This is a genomic window from Pseudomonas sp. GCEP-101 (assembly GCF_025133575.1).
Taxonomy (GTDB): domain Bacteria; phylum Pseudomonadota; class Gammaproteobacteria; order Pseudomonadales; family Pseudomonadaceae; genus Pseudomonas; species Pseudomonas nitroreducens_B.
The window spans coordinates 4,587,565-4,600,784 of record NZ_CP104011.1; the positions used below are offsets into that span (position 1 = coordinate 4,587,565).

At 66.7% G+C, this 13,220-nt stretch carries 10 protein-coding genes; 9 read left to right on the forward strand and 1 reads right to left on the reverse strand.

Annotated features, from left to right (window positions below; all coding sequences use genetic code 11):
- Positions 1–224: 224 nt before the first annotated feature.
- From codB to codA, 3 genes are read left to right on the forward strand one after another with little or no spacing between them, the layout of a single operon-like run.
- On the forward strand, positions 225–1,484 hold the full coding sequence (gene codB / locus N0B71_RS20960) for a cytosine permease (RefSeq protein WP_259754678.1): 1,260 nt from the start codon (positions 225–227) through the stop codon (positions 1,482–1,484).
- Positions 1,481–2,692 carry a PucR family transcriptional regulator gene (locus tag N0B71_RS20965; RefSeq protein WP_259754679.1) on the forward strand — a complete coding sequence of 404 codons (1,212 nt, stop codon included), beginning with the start codon at positions 1,481–1,483 and terminating at the stop codon, positions 2,690–2,692. The genes codB and N0B71_RS20965 overlap by 4 nt, the downstream gene beginning before the upstream one ends.
- A gap of 21 nt (positions 2,693–2,713) precedes the next feature.
- Entirely contained in the window at positions 2,714–3,955 is a 1,242-nt protein-coding gene (codA, locus tag N0B71_RS20970; RefSeq protein ID WP_259754680.1) for a cytosine deaminase, read from the forward strand.
- Between the two features lie 467 nt (positions 3,956–4,422).
- On the opposite strand, the gene N0B71_RS20975 is transcribed toward codA, so the two are convergent.
- Positions 4,423–4,857 (reverse strand): carboxymuconolactone decarboxylase family protein, encoded by a 435-nt coding sequence (locus tag N0B71_RS20975; RefSeq protein ID WP_259754681.1) that lies wholly within the window; start codon positions 4,855–4,857, stop codon positions 4,423–4,425.
- A gap of 268 nt (positions 4,858–5,125) precedes the next feature.
- Between N0B71_RS20975 and pedF the strand changes: the two genes are divergently transcribed.
- The 6 genes from pedF to pqqB all read left to right on the forward strand — a co-directional run bounded on the left by pedF (position 5,126) and on the right by pqqB (position 13,209).
- Positions 5,126–5,563, forward strand: a complete 438-nt coding sequence (gene pedF, locus N0B71_RS20980; protein ID WP_259754683.1) for a cytochrome c-550 PedF — start codon at positions 5,126–5,128, stop codon at positions 5,561–5,563.
- Between the two features lie 5 nt (positions 5,564–5,568).
- Positions 5,569–6,456, forward strand: coding sequence for a substrate-binding periplasmic protein (locus N0B71_RS20985; protein WP_259754684.1), 888 nt, complete (start codon positions 5,569–5,571; stop codon positions 6,454–6,456).
- A gap of 429 nt (positions 6,457–6,885) precedes the next feature.
- Entirely contained in the window at positions 6,886–8,655 is a 1,770-nt protein-coding gene (locus tag N0B71_RS20990) for a methanol/ethanol family PQQ-dependent dehydrogenase (protein WP_259754685.1), read from the forward strand.
- Positions 8,656–9,972: 1,317 nt separating this feature from the next.
- Positions 9,973–11,493, forward strand: a complete 1,521-nt coding sequence (gene exaC / locus N0B71_RS20995) for an acetaldehyde dehydrogenase ExaC (RefSeq protein WP_259754686.1) — start codon at positions 9,973–9,975, stop codon at positions 11,491–11,493.
- A 682-nt stretch (positions 11,494–12,175) separates the two neighbouring features.
- A complete protein-coding gene (gene pqqA, locus N0B71_RS21000) occupies positions 12,176–12,247 on the forward strand; it encodes a pyrroloquinoline quinone precursor peptide PqqA (protein ID WP_003106462.1) in 72 nt (23 codons plus the stop codon).
- Positions 12,248–12,294: 47 nt separating this feature from the next.
- The gene (pqqB, locus tag N0B71_RS21005) at positions 12,295–13,209 is read left to right on the forward strand and encodes a pyrroloquinoline quinone biosynthesis protein PqqB (RefSeq protein WP_259754688.1); all 915 of its coding nucleotides are present in this window, start codon (positions 12,295–12,297) and stop codon (positions 13,207–13,209) included.
- Positions 13,210–13,220: the final 11 nt, after the last annotated feature.

Consider the following 13,220-nt stretch of genomic DNA (forward strand, 5'->3'; position numbering starts at 1 on the left):
TTCGCCTGTTTTGGTGCGAAAAGGCTGCAGAGTGCCCCGAAAATCCGCACAATGCACATTTGAGCTATCTTGAAACGCCGTTACGCCCACCGGAAGTGTGCATTGTGAACAGTTCACAATGTTCGTCATGCTCAAAATTTCCGCGTCGTTCCTGATTGGCTTTTCCGGCCCGCTATTTGCGTTGGCCGGGAGTCTTCAACCAATCCTCGCGGAGATCCCCCTGTATGAGTTCCCCCAGTGAATTCCCCCTGAGCGCGACGCCCAGGGAAGGGCGCAAGGGCCTGCTGCCCATCGCCATGGTCCTGTTCAGCTTCACCTTCTTCACCGGCACCATGTTCGCCGGCGGCAAGATCGGCATGGCCTTCGACTTCGTCGACATGCTCTGGGTCGCCTTCATCGGCAACGTGCTGCTGGCCGTCTATGCCGCCGCCCTGGGCCTGATCGCCTCGCGCAGCGGCCTGAACACCGTGCTGATGGGGCGCTTCTGCTTCGGCGAGCGCGGCAGCAAGCTGTCCGACTTCCTCCTCGGCTTCGCCGAACTGGGCTGGTACGCCTGGGGCACCGCCACCGTGGCCATCGTGCTGGTGAAGATGCTGGCCCTGCCGCAGTGGCTGAACATCCCGCTGATGGTGGTGTTCGGCCTGTTGTTCTCGGTCACCGCGATCATCGGCTTCAAGGGCCTGGACATCATGTCCCGCGTGTCGGTACCGCTGATGTTCATCCTGCTGGTGGCGTCCATGGTCATCGCCACCGGCGCGGCCGGCGGCTGGAGCGGCCTGCTGGCGAAGGAACCGAGCCAGACCCTGACCTTCTCTGCCGCCGTGACCATGGTCTTCGGCACCTTCGCCAGCGGCGCGACCCAGGCCACCAACTGGACCCGCATGGCCCGCAGCGGGCGCATCGCGGTGATCGCCAGCGTGGTCGCCTTCCTCATCGGCAACGGCCTGATGATCGTCGCCGGCGCCTGGTGCGCCATCGTCTACCAGAACGCCGACATCGTCGAAGTGATGGTGCTGCAGGGCCTGTCGTTCGCCGCGGTCATCATGCTCTGCCTGAACCTGTGGACCATCCAGGGGCCGACCATCTACAACGTCTCCGCCGCCGCCTGCCACCTGGTGCGCAGCGAGCGCCGCCGCACCATGACCCTGCTGGCCGCCGGCATCGGCATCATCCTCGCGATCGGCGGCATGTACGAATGGCTGATCCCCTTCCTCGTGCTGTTGGGCTCGATCATCCCGCCGCTGGGTGGCGTGATCATGGCCGACTACTGGTACCGCAATCGCGGTGAGTACCCGGCGCTGGTGGGCAGCCACATCCCGGCGTTCAACGTCTCGGGCCTGGTGTCCTACGCGGTGGGCGCGGGCCTGGCCTACGCCTCGCCGTGGATCGCGCCGCTGGTGGGCATCGCCGCATCGGCCCTGTGCTACATCGTCCTCACCGAAGTCACCCGCGCCCGCGCGCCGGTGGCCGAGCCGCGCGCTTGAGCCTGAGCGTCGAGGAAATCCTCCGCCTGCCGGGGCTGGAAAGCCTCGCGCTGCGGGCCGGCGCGCGCAACGTGCATCGCAGCGTGCGCTGGTCCTACGTGGCAGAGAACGTCGGCATCGCCGACTGGGTGATGGGCGGCGAGCTGGTGTTCGTCACCGGCATCAACCACAGCCGCGACGAAGCCAACCTGCTGCAGCTGGTGCGCGAAGGCGTCGCCAGCGGCATCGCCGGCATCGTCATCCTCACGGGCGATGAGTTCATCCAGCGCATTCCCGATTCCGTGGTGCAGCTCGCCGAGACCGAAGGCCTGCCGCTGATCGAGCAGCCCTACGCGCTGAAGATGGTCATCGTCACCCACCTGATCGGCACGGCGCTGGTGCAGATGACCCAGGTGAAGACTTCGCGCCGCGACATCCTCGGCCAACTGCTCAGCGGCGACTTCCCCAGCCTGGAGATCGTCCGCCGCCGCGCCCGGCACCTGGAGCTGCCGCTGGAAACGCCCCGACGCCTGGTGGCGCTGCGGCTGTCGGGCGTCGACCGGCTGTTCCAGCAGCACGCGCCGGAGGAGGCCGAGCGCGCCCTGCAGTTGACCCGCCAGCGCCTGCTCGACCACCTGGAGAACTGGCAGCAGGCGCGCCCCGAGCGCCTGCCGGTGGTGATCCAGGGCGACCTGTTCGTGCTGCTCCTGGCGGACGTCGAGCGGGCCGAGCTGCACGCCCTGGCCGCCGAACTGCAACAGGACCTGGCGCCGTTGCGTGCCTATCTCGGGTTGTCTGCCCGCGCCGATTCCTGCGCCGAATTCCCCCGCGCGCTGCTCGAAGCCCGCCAGGCGCTCGACGTCGCCGAAGGCATGCAGGCGCCCGGCGGCTTCTGCGACTACCGTGAGCTGGGCGTGCTGCGCCTGCTGCGGGCGATCCCCGATCGCGCGGTGGTCGAGCAGTTCATGAAGGACACCCTCGGCCCGCTCATGGAGCCGGGCCGCAAACAGCCGCACCTGCTGATCGAGACGCTCGACGCGCTGGTCCAGGAAAACGGCAATGCGCTCAAGGCGGCACAGCGCCTGGGCATCCACCGCAACACCCTGAACCAGCGGATCGCGCGCATCGAGACCCTCAGCGGCCAGTCCCTGGACGACGCGCAATTCCGCCTGAATACCTCCGTGGCGCTGCTCATCTGGCGCATGTCCGCTGCGCCGCGCCACGAATAGCCTGAAGAGGAAGAAAAGCCCATGAAGATCATCAACGCCTCGCTGCGCAAGCAGACCGGCCTGTTCACCATCCGCTGCGACGGCGACGTCATCGCCGAGGTCGTGCCGCAAGCCGGCACCGTAGCCGCCAGCGGCGACGACATCGACGCCCGTGGCAACCTCGCCATCGCCCCGCTGGTGGAGCCGCACATCCACCTCGACGCGACGCTTACCGCCGGCGAGCCGGAATGGAACATGAGCGGCACCCTGTTCGAGGGCATCGAGCGCTGGGCCCAGCGCAAGGAAACCATCACCCATGAGGACACCAAGTCCCGCGCCCACACCACCCTCCGCATGCTGGCCGCCCACGGCATCCAGCACGTGCGCACCCACGTCGACGTGACCGACCCGACCCTGGCCGCGCTCAAGGCCATGGTGGAAGTTCGCGAAGAAGCGCGGCACCTGGTGGACCTGCAGATCGTCGCCTTCCCGCAGGAGGGCATCGAGTCCTACGAGGGCGGCCGCGAGCTGATGGAAGAGGCGATCCGCCTCGGCGCGGACGTGGTCGGCGGCATCCCGCACTTCGAGAACACCCGCGAGCAGGGCGTCAGCTCGATCAAGTTCCTGATGGACCTGGCCGAGCGCACCGGCTGCCTGGTGGACGTGCACTGCGACGAGACCGACGACCCCAACTCGCGCTTCCTCGAAGTGCTTGCCGAAGAAGCCCGCGTGCGCGGCATGGGCGGCCGCGTCACGGCCAGCCACACCACCGCGATGGGCTCCTACGACAACGCGTACTGCTCCAAGCTGTTCCGCCTGCTCAAGCGCTCGGGCATCAACTTCGTGTCGTGCCCGACCGAAAGCATCCACCTGCAGGGCCGCTTCGACACCTTCCCGAAACGCCGCGGCGTGACCCGCGTGGCCGAGCTGGACCGCGCCGGCATGAACGTCTGCTTCGGCCAGGACTCGATCAAGGACCCGTGGTACCCGCTGGGCAACGGCAACATCCTGCGCGTGCTGGATGCTGGCCTGCACATCTGCCACATGATGGGCTTCGAGGACCTGCAGCGCGCGCTGGACCTGGTCACCGACAACAGCGCCCGCGCGCTGAACCTGGGCGCGCGCTACGGCATCGCCGCCGGCCGTCCGGCCAACCTGCTGGTGCTGGGGGTGGAGAACGACTACGAGGCGGTGCGCCAGCAGACCAAGGCGCTGTATTCGATCCGCAACGGCCGCGTGCTGATGAAGCGTGAGCCGGAGCGGGTGGAGCTGGTCGACGGCTGATCGGCTTTTCGCAGGAGCGAGCTTGCTCGCGAACCTGGCCTCGCAGCGGGGCTGTTCGCGAGCAAGCTCGCTCCTACAATAGCCCTTACTCTGCATGTGGTGGACGGCACCTGGCTGCAGGCCAGGGCGCCGGACGTGTTGGCATGCGTAGGAGCGGACTCTGTCCGCGATAGGCTCGAAACGCGCCGGAGCACATCGCGGACGGAGTCCGCTCCTACAGGATCAAGAGCCCTCGCCCTGATGGGAGAGGGGACCGTTCGGTGCAGGATGAAACTATCGCATCAGCCGGCACGGACGGCTCCCTCTCCCTCTGGGAGAGGGCTGGGGTGAGGGCTGCACCGGCACGTGCTGGCCCAGCCTTTCGGCGGATAACCCGTTCCGGGTCATGCGCCCTACGACAGCGGTCGGTCAGCGCCGTAGGGCGAATAACGCCGAAGACATTATCCGCCGCAGGCGCGGGTGCCCGCTCAGGGCTCCATCGCCATCCCCACCCCGAAGCGGTTCCAGGCATTGATGGTGGCGATCGCCAGTGTCAGGTTGACGATCTCCGCCTCGCTGAAGTGCTCGCGCAGGGCGTCGAACTGGTCCTGCGGGGCGTGTTTTTCCGGCAGGCGGGTGAGGCTTTCCACCCAGGCCAGCGCGGCGCGCTCGCGGTCGGTGAAGAAGCGGGTTTCCGCCCAGACGCTCAGGGTCTGCAGCCGCGCCTCGGTCTCGCCGGCCTTGCGTGCGTCGTTGGCGTGCATGTTCACGCAGTAGGCGCAGCCGTTGATCTGCGAGGCGCGCAGGCGCACCAGTTCCAGCAGCGAGGTTTCCAGGCCGGATCTGGCCAGGGCCTGTTCCAGGCCGAGCATGGCCTTGTAGGCGTCGGGGGCGGCCTTGGGCCATTCGATTCGTGCGCTCATGGCAATCTCCAGTGGGGCCCGCGGGAGTGCGGGAATGGGGCTACGTTACCGCCGGCGCCGCGCCCATCGAATAGCCAATTTCCGGCAATACCGGCAGACCAATGCAGGCCACGCAGCGGCGCTGGCCGCCCGCCGTTCTAGTACCAAGGGAGTAGGCGGGAGCATCCAAAGCAGGATTCGGCCGCCGGCCGCGCGTTCTTACCATCTCCTCACAGGCGTCGTTCCGTGCGCCGTGCCTTGCCAAGCATCTCGATGAGAGGATGAAGTGATGAACAACAAGAACCTGCTGTGTGGCCTGCTGTTGGTGGCCGGCCTGGGTGTTTCGGGTCTGGCCCTGTCCCACGGCAACGTGACGCCCCAGGCAGTGGATACCACGGGGCTGGAGCCGCTGGGCAAGGAATGGCGCGACACCAACCCCTACCGCGAGCCCTACGCCAACCACGCCAAGGCGGTGGAGATCGGCGCGTCGGCCTACAACCAGAACTGCGCGCGCTGCCACGGGCTGGAAGCCAAGTCCGGCGGCATCGCCCCGGACCTGCGCATGCTCGATCCCGGCGCCGAGGGTGACGAGTGGTTCAAGGAGCGGGTAATCAACGGCGCGGTGCGTGACGGCGCCGTCTACATGCCGAAGATGGCCGACTACATCAGCCAGGAAGGCCTCTGGGCGATCCGCACCTACCTGGACAGCGTGCACGTGGAAGAGTGACCGCCATGCGCCTGCCCAAGCTGCTGGTCGGCCTGCTCCTGTGCCTGCTGCTGGGGCAGGCACAGGCCGGTGTCCGTCCTTACGAGGACATGGTCGCCAGCGGTGTGCTGCGGGTGGCCGTGTACGAGAACTTCCCGCCCTACAGCTTCATGCAGGGCGGGCAGCCGCGCGGGGTCGATATCGATCTGGCGCAGCGCCTGGCCAGCGGGCTTGGCCTGCGTGCCGAGTTCCTCTGGGTCACCCCGGGCGAACGCCTGGACGACGACCTGCGCAACTTCATCTGGAAGGGCCACTACCTGCGTCCCGGCGTGGTCGCCGACGTGATGCTGCGCGTGCCCTACGACCGCCAGTACGCCAACCGCCGCAACGACGTCGGCGAGTTCGCCAACGAGCAGGTGGTGATGTTCGGCCCTTACCAGCGTGAGCGCTGGCAGGTGGTCAGCGACGACCGCCGGCTGCCGGAGGTGGACACCATCGCCGCCTTCCGCGAACACCCCATCGGCGTCGAACTGGACAGCGTGCCGTCCTTCTACCTGACCTCGGTGCTGGGCGGCCAGCTCAGCCGCATGACCGTGCACTTTCCCAGCACCCAGGCGGCGTTCGATGGCCTGCGCGAAGGCAAGGTGGACGCGGTGATGGCGCTGCGCGGCGAACTGGACTGGATGCGCGCGCAAGCGGCCGACGAGCACCTGAAGAACGCCGAGAACACCTACCCGAACCTCGGCCAGCCCGAGTGGGACATCGGCATGGCGGTGCATGAAAGCAATCGCCAGCTCTCCAACGCCCTGGACGGCGAGCTGGAGGAACTGGTGCGCAGCGGCGAACTGGCCAAGCTCTACGCGGCCTACGGCGTGCGCTACGAACTGCCGGGGCTTTATCAGGACGTGCAGTGAGGGCGAGAGCAGGCACTGGTGCGCACTACTGCTGAGGACCGCCGCCGGGTTCCGGTGGCAGTCGCCGTTTTCGCCGTCAGACACTTTTCCCCGCACGTCGAGCGGCAGACGCTGCCCATCACTCGACTGTAGGAGCGCGCCATGCGCGCGATCGCGGGCATGGCCCGCTCCTACAGGACATGCCCATCTCTCCCGAAACGTAGGAGCGGACTCCGTCCGCGATCGGTCCGCATTGCGCCGGATGCCATCGCGGACGGAGTCCGCTCCTACGCACGCCACTATTTACGCGCCTCTGCGGCCAGGTACTGCTACCAAGGAACTAGAAAATTCGGCACTGCGTTCAATTGTTGGTGCGCCCCGCCAAACCAAGAATCGTCGACAGCCGGGAGATTCTTCCGGGTACAACAACAATCGCAGAGGCGCACCGCCATGAGACAGCTTCAACCTTTCGCCCGCACCGTGCTGTTTACCGCCATCAGCCTGACCACCCTGGGCGCCCACGCCGGCGTCACCGACCAGGACATCAGCGATTCCGCCAAGCGTACCGACCAGATCGTGGTCAACGGGATCAACCAGCAGGGTCAGCGCTTCAGCCCGCTGAACACCCTGAACAGCGATAACGTGCAGGAACTGCGGCCGGTCTGGGCGCTGTCCTTCGGCGGCGAGAAGCAGCGCGGGCAGCAGGCGCAACCGCTGGTGAAGGACGGCGTGATGTACGTCACTGCCTCCTACTCGCGGGTGTTCGCCGCCGACGCGCGCACCGGTCGCAAGCTGTGGCAGTACGACGCGCGCCTGCCCGACGGCATCATGCCGTGCTGCGACGTGATCAACCGTGGCGTGGCCCTCTACGGCGACCTGGTGATCTTCGGTACCCTCGACGCCAAGCTGGTCGCCCTGAACAAGGACACCGGCAAGGTGGTGTGGAAGAAGACCGTGGCCGACTACAAGGCCGGCTACTCCATCTCCGCCGCGCCGCTGATCGCCAAGGGCAAGCTGATCACCGGCGTGGCCGGCGGCGAGTTCGGCGTGGTCGGCAAGATCGAAGCCTACGACCCCACCAACGGCGAACTGCTGTGGAGCCGCCCGACCGTCGAAGGCCACATGGGCTACGTCTACAAGGACGGCAAGGCCATCGAGAACGGCATCTCCGGCGGCGAAGCGGGCAAGACCTGGCCGGGCGACCTGTGGAAGACCGGCGGCGCCGCGCCGTGGCTGGGCGGCTACTACGACCCCAGCACCGACTCGCTGTTCATCGGCACCGGCAACCCGTCGCCGTGGAACTCGCACCTGCGCCCCGGCGACAACCTGTTCTCCTCCTCGCGCCTGGCGTTGAACCCGGACGACGGCTCGATCAAGTGGCACTTCCAGACCACCCCGCACGACGGCTGGGACTTCGACGGCGTCAACGAGCTGGTGTCCTTCGACTACCAGGACGGCGGCAAGACCGTGAAGGCCGCGGCCACCGCCGACCGCAACGGCTTCTTCTACGTGCTCGACCGCACCAACGGCAAGTTCATCCGCGGCTTCCCGTTCGTGGACAAGGTGACCTGGGCCAAGGGCCTGGACAAGGACGGCCGGCCGATCTACGACGACGCCCACCGCCCGGGCGCGCCGAGCGCCGACGGCAAGGGCACCTCGGTGTTCGTCGCGCCGTCCTTCCTGGGCGGCAAGAACTGGATGCCCATGGCCTACAGCCAGGACACCGGCCTGTTCTACGTGCCGTCCAACGAGTGGGGCATGGACATGTGGAACGAGAACATCGCCTACAAGAAGGGCGCGGCGTACCTCGGCGCCGGCTTCACCATCAAGCCGCTGAACGACAAGTACATCGGCGTGCTGCGCGCCATTGATCCGAAGACCGGCAAGCAGGTCTGGCGCTACGAGAACTACGCGCCGCTGTGGGGCGGCGTGCTGGCGACCCACGGCAACCTGGTGTTCACCGGCAACCCCGAGGGCTACCTGATGGCCTTCGACGCCAAGACCGGCAAGAAGCTCTACCAGTTCAACACCGGCTCGGGCGTGATCGCCTCGCCGATCACCTGGGAAATGGATGGCGAGCAGTACGTCACCGTCCTCTCCGGCTGGGGCGGCGCGGTGCCGCTGTGGGGCGGCGAAGTGGCCAAGCGCATCAAGGACCTCGACCAGGGCGGCATGATCTGGACCTTCAAGCTGCCCAAGGATCTGGTGGCGAAGAAGTGATGTTCGCGTGACCTGAGCGAAGGGCCGGCCATTGTGCCGGCCCTTTGTCTTTACAGCGCCGTTCGGAAGGCCCCAACCCATCCGCGCTCCATTGTAGGAGCGGGCCATGCCCGCGATCCGCCGGCTGGGCTGGCGCCTTCCTCTGCACCGGTACCGGTCCTGTATTGCTGCGTTGGCTTGGGTATTTCTGCGCCGCATCGGTGTGCGCGCGGACTCTGTGTTTCGCCCCCTCGGGCGACCTTCTTTGGCAAACGACCCAAAGAAGGCAAAGGTCTTGCCCCGGACATCCGGTTTTTCGCTTAGGCGAAAAATTCCCTCGTTGAAGCGAAGTTTCAGGGGCACGCGCTGACGGGCCATCCCTGGCCCGACAGCGCTCTCGCGACATCCCTGTCGCTCAACCCCTGAAACTCCGCTTCCACTCGGCCTGCTGAACGGGGCGTTCGGAGTGTGCGGATACTTCTCTGGAAGTCTTCAAGAGCGAGAGCGAACACGCTCTTCGTAGGAGCGGACCTTGTCCGCGAAATCCTTCACGGCGGACCTTGCGCTGATAGAAAGCGCAGGCGCTCGCCGCCCTGTAGGAGCGAGCTCGCTCGCGAACCGCCCAGCTCAAATCTTCCCTTGGTAGGAGCGGGCCATGCCCGCGATTCGTCGGCAGGGCCGAAGGTGTTCGGGTTCGCGAGCAAGCTCGCTCCTACAATTCCGCGCTTGGCCTTGGCCGACAAAGTCCGCCGCCGCGAATGTCGCGGACAAGGTCCGCTCCTACGAAATCGCATCCCCTCGACGCTCTTGCTTTGTTTGCTCTTTAAGACTTCCAGAGCGATCACCGCGCGCTCCGAGTGCCCCTTCAGGAGGCCGAGCGGAGTCGAAATTTCAGGGGTTGAGCGACAGGGATGTCGCGAGAGCTGCGATGGGCCAGGGATGGCCCTTCGCGGCGTGCCCCTGAAACTTCGATGGAGCGAGGGAAGTCCCGCGAAGCGGGACCCGGATGCAGGGGCAAGCGCTTTGGTTACTTTCTCGCGTTTGAGAAAGTGACTCGCCCGAGGGGGCGAAACAAAATCCCTGAGCACACGCCGATGCGGCGCAGAACCACCCAAGCAGAAGCAGCAGTTCTGCAACATCCTCGGAGCAGAGGTTTGGCGCCGGCCCTGCCGGCGGATCGCGGGCATGGCCCGCTCCTACAAAGAGCCCGTTCCCTCTCTACTACCAAATGAGTAACCCACCGCTCCCATGGGTGCATTCCGGGCCGGGAAGGGCGCTGCCTAAGATCGCTCCATGACCTGGCCGATTCGGGCCGGGGCCCGACAGGAGAGCATCCCCATGATCTACGCCGCACCCGGAACCCCCGGCGCCGTCGTCACCCTCAAGCCGCGTTACGGCAACTACATCGGCGGCGAGTTCGTAGCGCCGGTGCTGGGCCAGTACTTCAGCAACACCTCGCCGGTGAACGGCGAGGTCATCGCCGAGTTCCCGCGCTCCACCGCCGAAGACATCGAGCGCGCCCTCGACGCTGCCCACGCCGCCGCTGCCAGCTGGGGCCGCACCTCCGTGCAGGACCGTGCGCTGATCCTGCTGAAGATCGCCGACCGCATCGAGCAGAACCTGGAACAGCTCGCCGTCGCCGAAACCTGGGACAACGGCAAGGCCGTGCGCGAGACGCTGAATGCCGACGTGCCGCTGGCCGCCGACCACTTCCGCTACTACGCCGGCTGCATCCGCGCGCAGGAGGGCGGCGCCGCCGAGATCAACGAGAACACCGTTGCCTACCACATCCACGAACCGCTGGGCGTGGTGGGGCAGATCATCCCGTGGAACTTCCCGCTGCTGATGGCCGCGTGGAAGCTGGCCCCGGCACTGGCCGCCGGCAACTGCGTGGTGCTCAAGCCGGCCGAGCAGACCCCGCTGTCGATCATGCTGCTGGCCGAGATCATCGGCGACCTGCTGCCGCCGGGCGTGCTGAACATCGTCCAGGGCTTCGGCAAGGAAGCGGGCCAGGCGCTGGCCACCAGCAAACGCATCGCCAAGATCGCCTTCACCGGTTCGACCCCGGTCGGCTCGCACATCCTCCACTGCGCGGCGGAGAACATCATCCCCTCCACCGTGGAGCTGGGCGGCAAGAGCCCGAACATCTTCTTCGAGGACATCATGCAGGCGGAGCCGGCCTTCATCGAGAAAGCCGCCGAGGGCCTGGTGCTGGCCTTCTTCAACCAGGGCGAGGTCTGCACCTGCCCGTCGCGGGCGCTGGTGCAGGAGTCCATCTTCGAGCCGTTCATGGCCGTGGTGATGAAGAAGATCAAGGCCATCAAGCGCGGCAACCCGCTGGACACCGAGACCATGGTCGGCGCCCAGGCCTCGCAGCAGCAGTACGAGAAGATTCTCTCCTACCTGGACATCGCCCAGGGCGAGGGCGCCGAGCTGCTCACCGGCGGCTCCAGCGAGCGCCTGGAGGGCGACCTGGCCAGCGGTTACTACATCCAGCCGACCCTGCTCAAGGGCAACAACAAGATGCGCGTGTTCCAGGAGGAAATCTTCGGGCCGGTGGTGGGCGTGACCACCTTCAAGGACGAAGCCGAAGCCCTGGCGATCGCCAACGACACCGAGTTCGGCCTCGGCGCCGGCGTCTGGACCCGCGACATCAACCGTGCCTGGCGCATGGGGCGTGGCATCCAGTCTGGCCGCGTGTGGACCAACTGCTACCACCTGTACCCGGCGCACGCCGCGTTCGGTGGCTACAAGAAGTCCGGCGTAGGCCGCGAGACGCACAAGATGATGCTCGACCACTACCAGCAGACCAAGAACCTGCTGGTGAGCTACGACATCAACCCGCTGGGCTTCTTCTAAGCGTTGTTGCAAGCCGGCGGGCCTTCTCCCATCAGGTTCGCCGGCTCCCTTCTCTGGTGTACCGCCCGGCACTCCACTGGGCATCCCTTGTGTCGACGCGCCCGCTCGGGTGGCCGTCCGCTTCCGTGCCCACTTCCATGGGCGACGGCCTTCGTCGAACGCGGCTCCGGCCGCGTTTTCTTTTTTCGCTGAGTGTCTGTTCGCGAGCAAGCTCGCTCCTACAGGCAAGGCGTGGATGCTCTTCGTAGGAGCGAGCTTGCTCGCGAATAGGTGTCACACGCGATGCTTCAGCGCCCAGGCGGTCGCAGGCACGGCCAGCTCCTACAGGTGCGCGCCTTGTAGGAGCGGGCCATGCCCGCGATCCGCGGACACCGTCCGCGCTACCGGCAGCCGTCAGTCGGATCGCGCCGCGCGGTGGTTTTTCTAAACCGATGGGGCCTGGGGCCGGTCCCAGGATTGACTAGTCTGGAACCAACAGGCGCCCATCCCGCACGCGGCGGGCGCCACCGGGCAACGGCTGTCGCCGCGAGGGGGCAGTTGCAGCGGCGGGGCGCGGCAGGGGTCGCGGGCCCGCTACCAAATCAGGGGGGAATCTCCTTCGAAAGTATCATTCGGAGTGCCTGACCCTGGTGTTTAACTCAAGCAGCCGGGCTCAACCGGCCGACAACAAGAGGACAGACCCATGTGGACCAAGCCTAGCTTCACCGACCTGCGCCTTGGCTTCGAAGTGACCCTGTACTTCGCCAACCGCTGATCCACTCGGCCCCGGTCCGCCGGGGCCCTTGCCCACGGGGCACTGTCATGCACATCCGAATTCTCGGGTCGGCCGCCGGTGGCGGCTTTCCCCAGTGGAACTGCAATTGCCGCAACTGCCGCGGCGTACGCGACGGCAGCGTGATCGCGCAGCCGCGCACGCAATCCTCCATCGCGCTGTCCGACGACGGCGCGAACTGGATTCTCTGCAACGCCTCCCCGGACATCCGCGCCCAGCTGGCGTCCTTCCCGGCGCTGCAGCCGGCGCGGCGCCTGCGCGATTCGGCGATCGCCGCCATCGTCCTGCTGGACAGCCAGATCGACCACACCACCGGCCTGCTCAGCCTGCGCGAGGGCTGCCCGCACGAGGTGTGGTGCACGGAGATGGTCCACCAGGACCTGTCCAGCGGCTTCCCGCTGTTCCCCATGCTCTCGCACTGGAACGGCGGGCTGAAACACAACCTGATCGAGCTGGACGCCGAACCCTTCGTCATCCCGGCCTGCCCGGGCCTGCGCTTCACTGCCATCGCCCTGCGCAGCAGCGCGCCGCCGTATTCGCCGCACCGCGGCAACCCGCATCCGGGGGACAACATCGGCCTGTTTATCGAAGACCTGACCACCGGCGGCTCGCTGTTCTACGCGCCGGGCCTGGGCCAGGTGGACGACGCGCTGCTGACGTGGATGCGCCGCGCCGACTGCCTGCTGGTGGACGGCACGCTATGGCGCGACGACGAGATGCGCGTCTGCGAGGTGGGCGACAAGCTCGGCAGCGAGATGGGCCACCTGGCCCAGAGCGGCCCCGGCGGCATGATCGAGGTGCTCGACGGCATCGACGGGCCGCGCAAGGTGCTCATCCACATCAACAACACCAATCCCATCCTCGACATCGCCTCGCCCGAACGCGCCGAACTGGACGCGCGCGGCATCGAAGTGGCGTTCGACGGCATGGGCATCTTCCTCTGACGGCTAGAAGG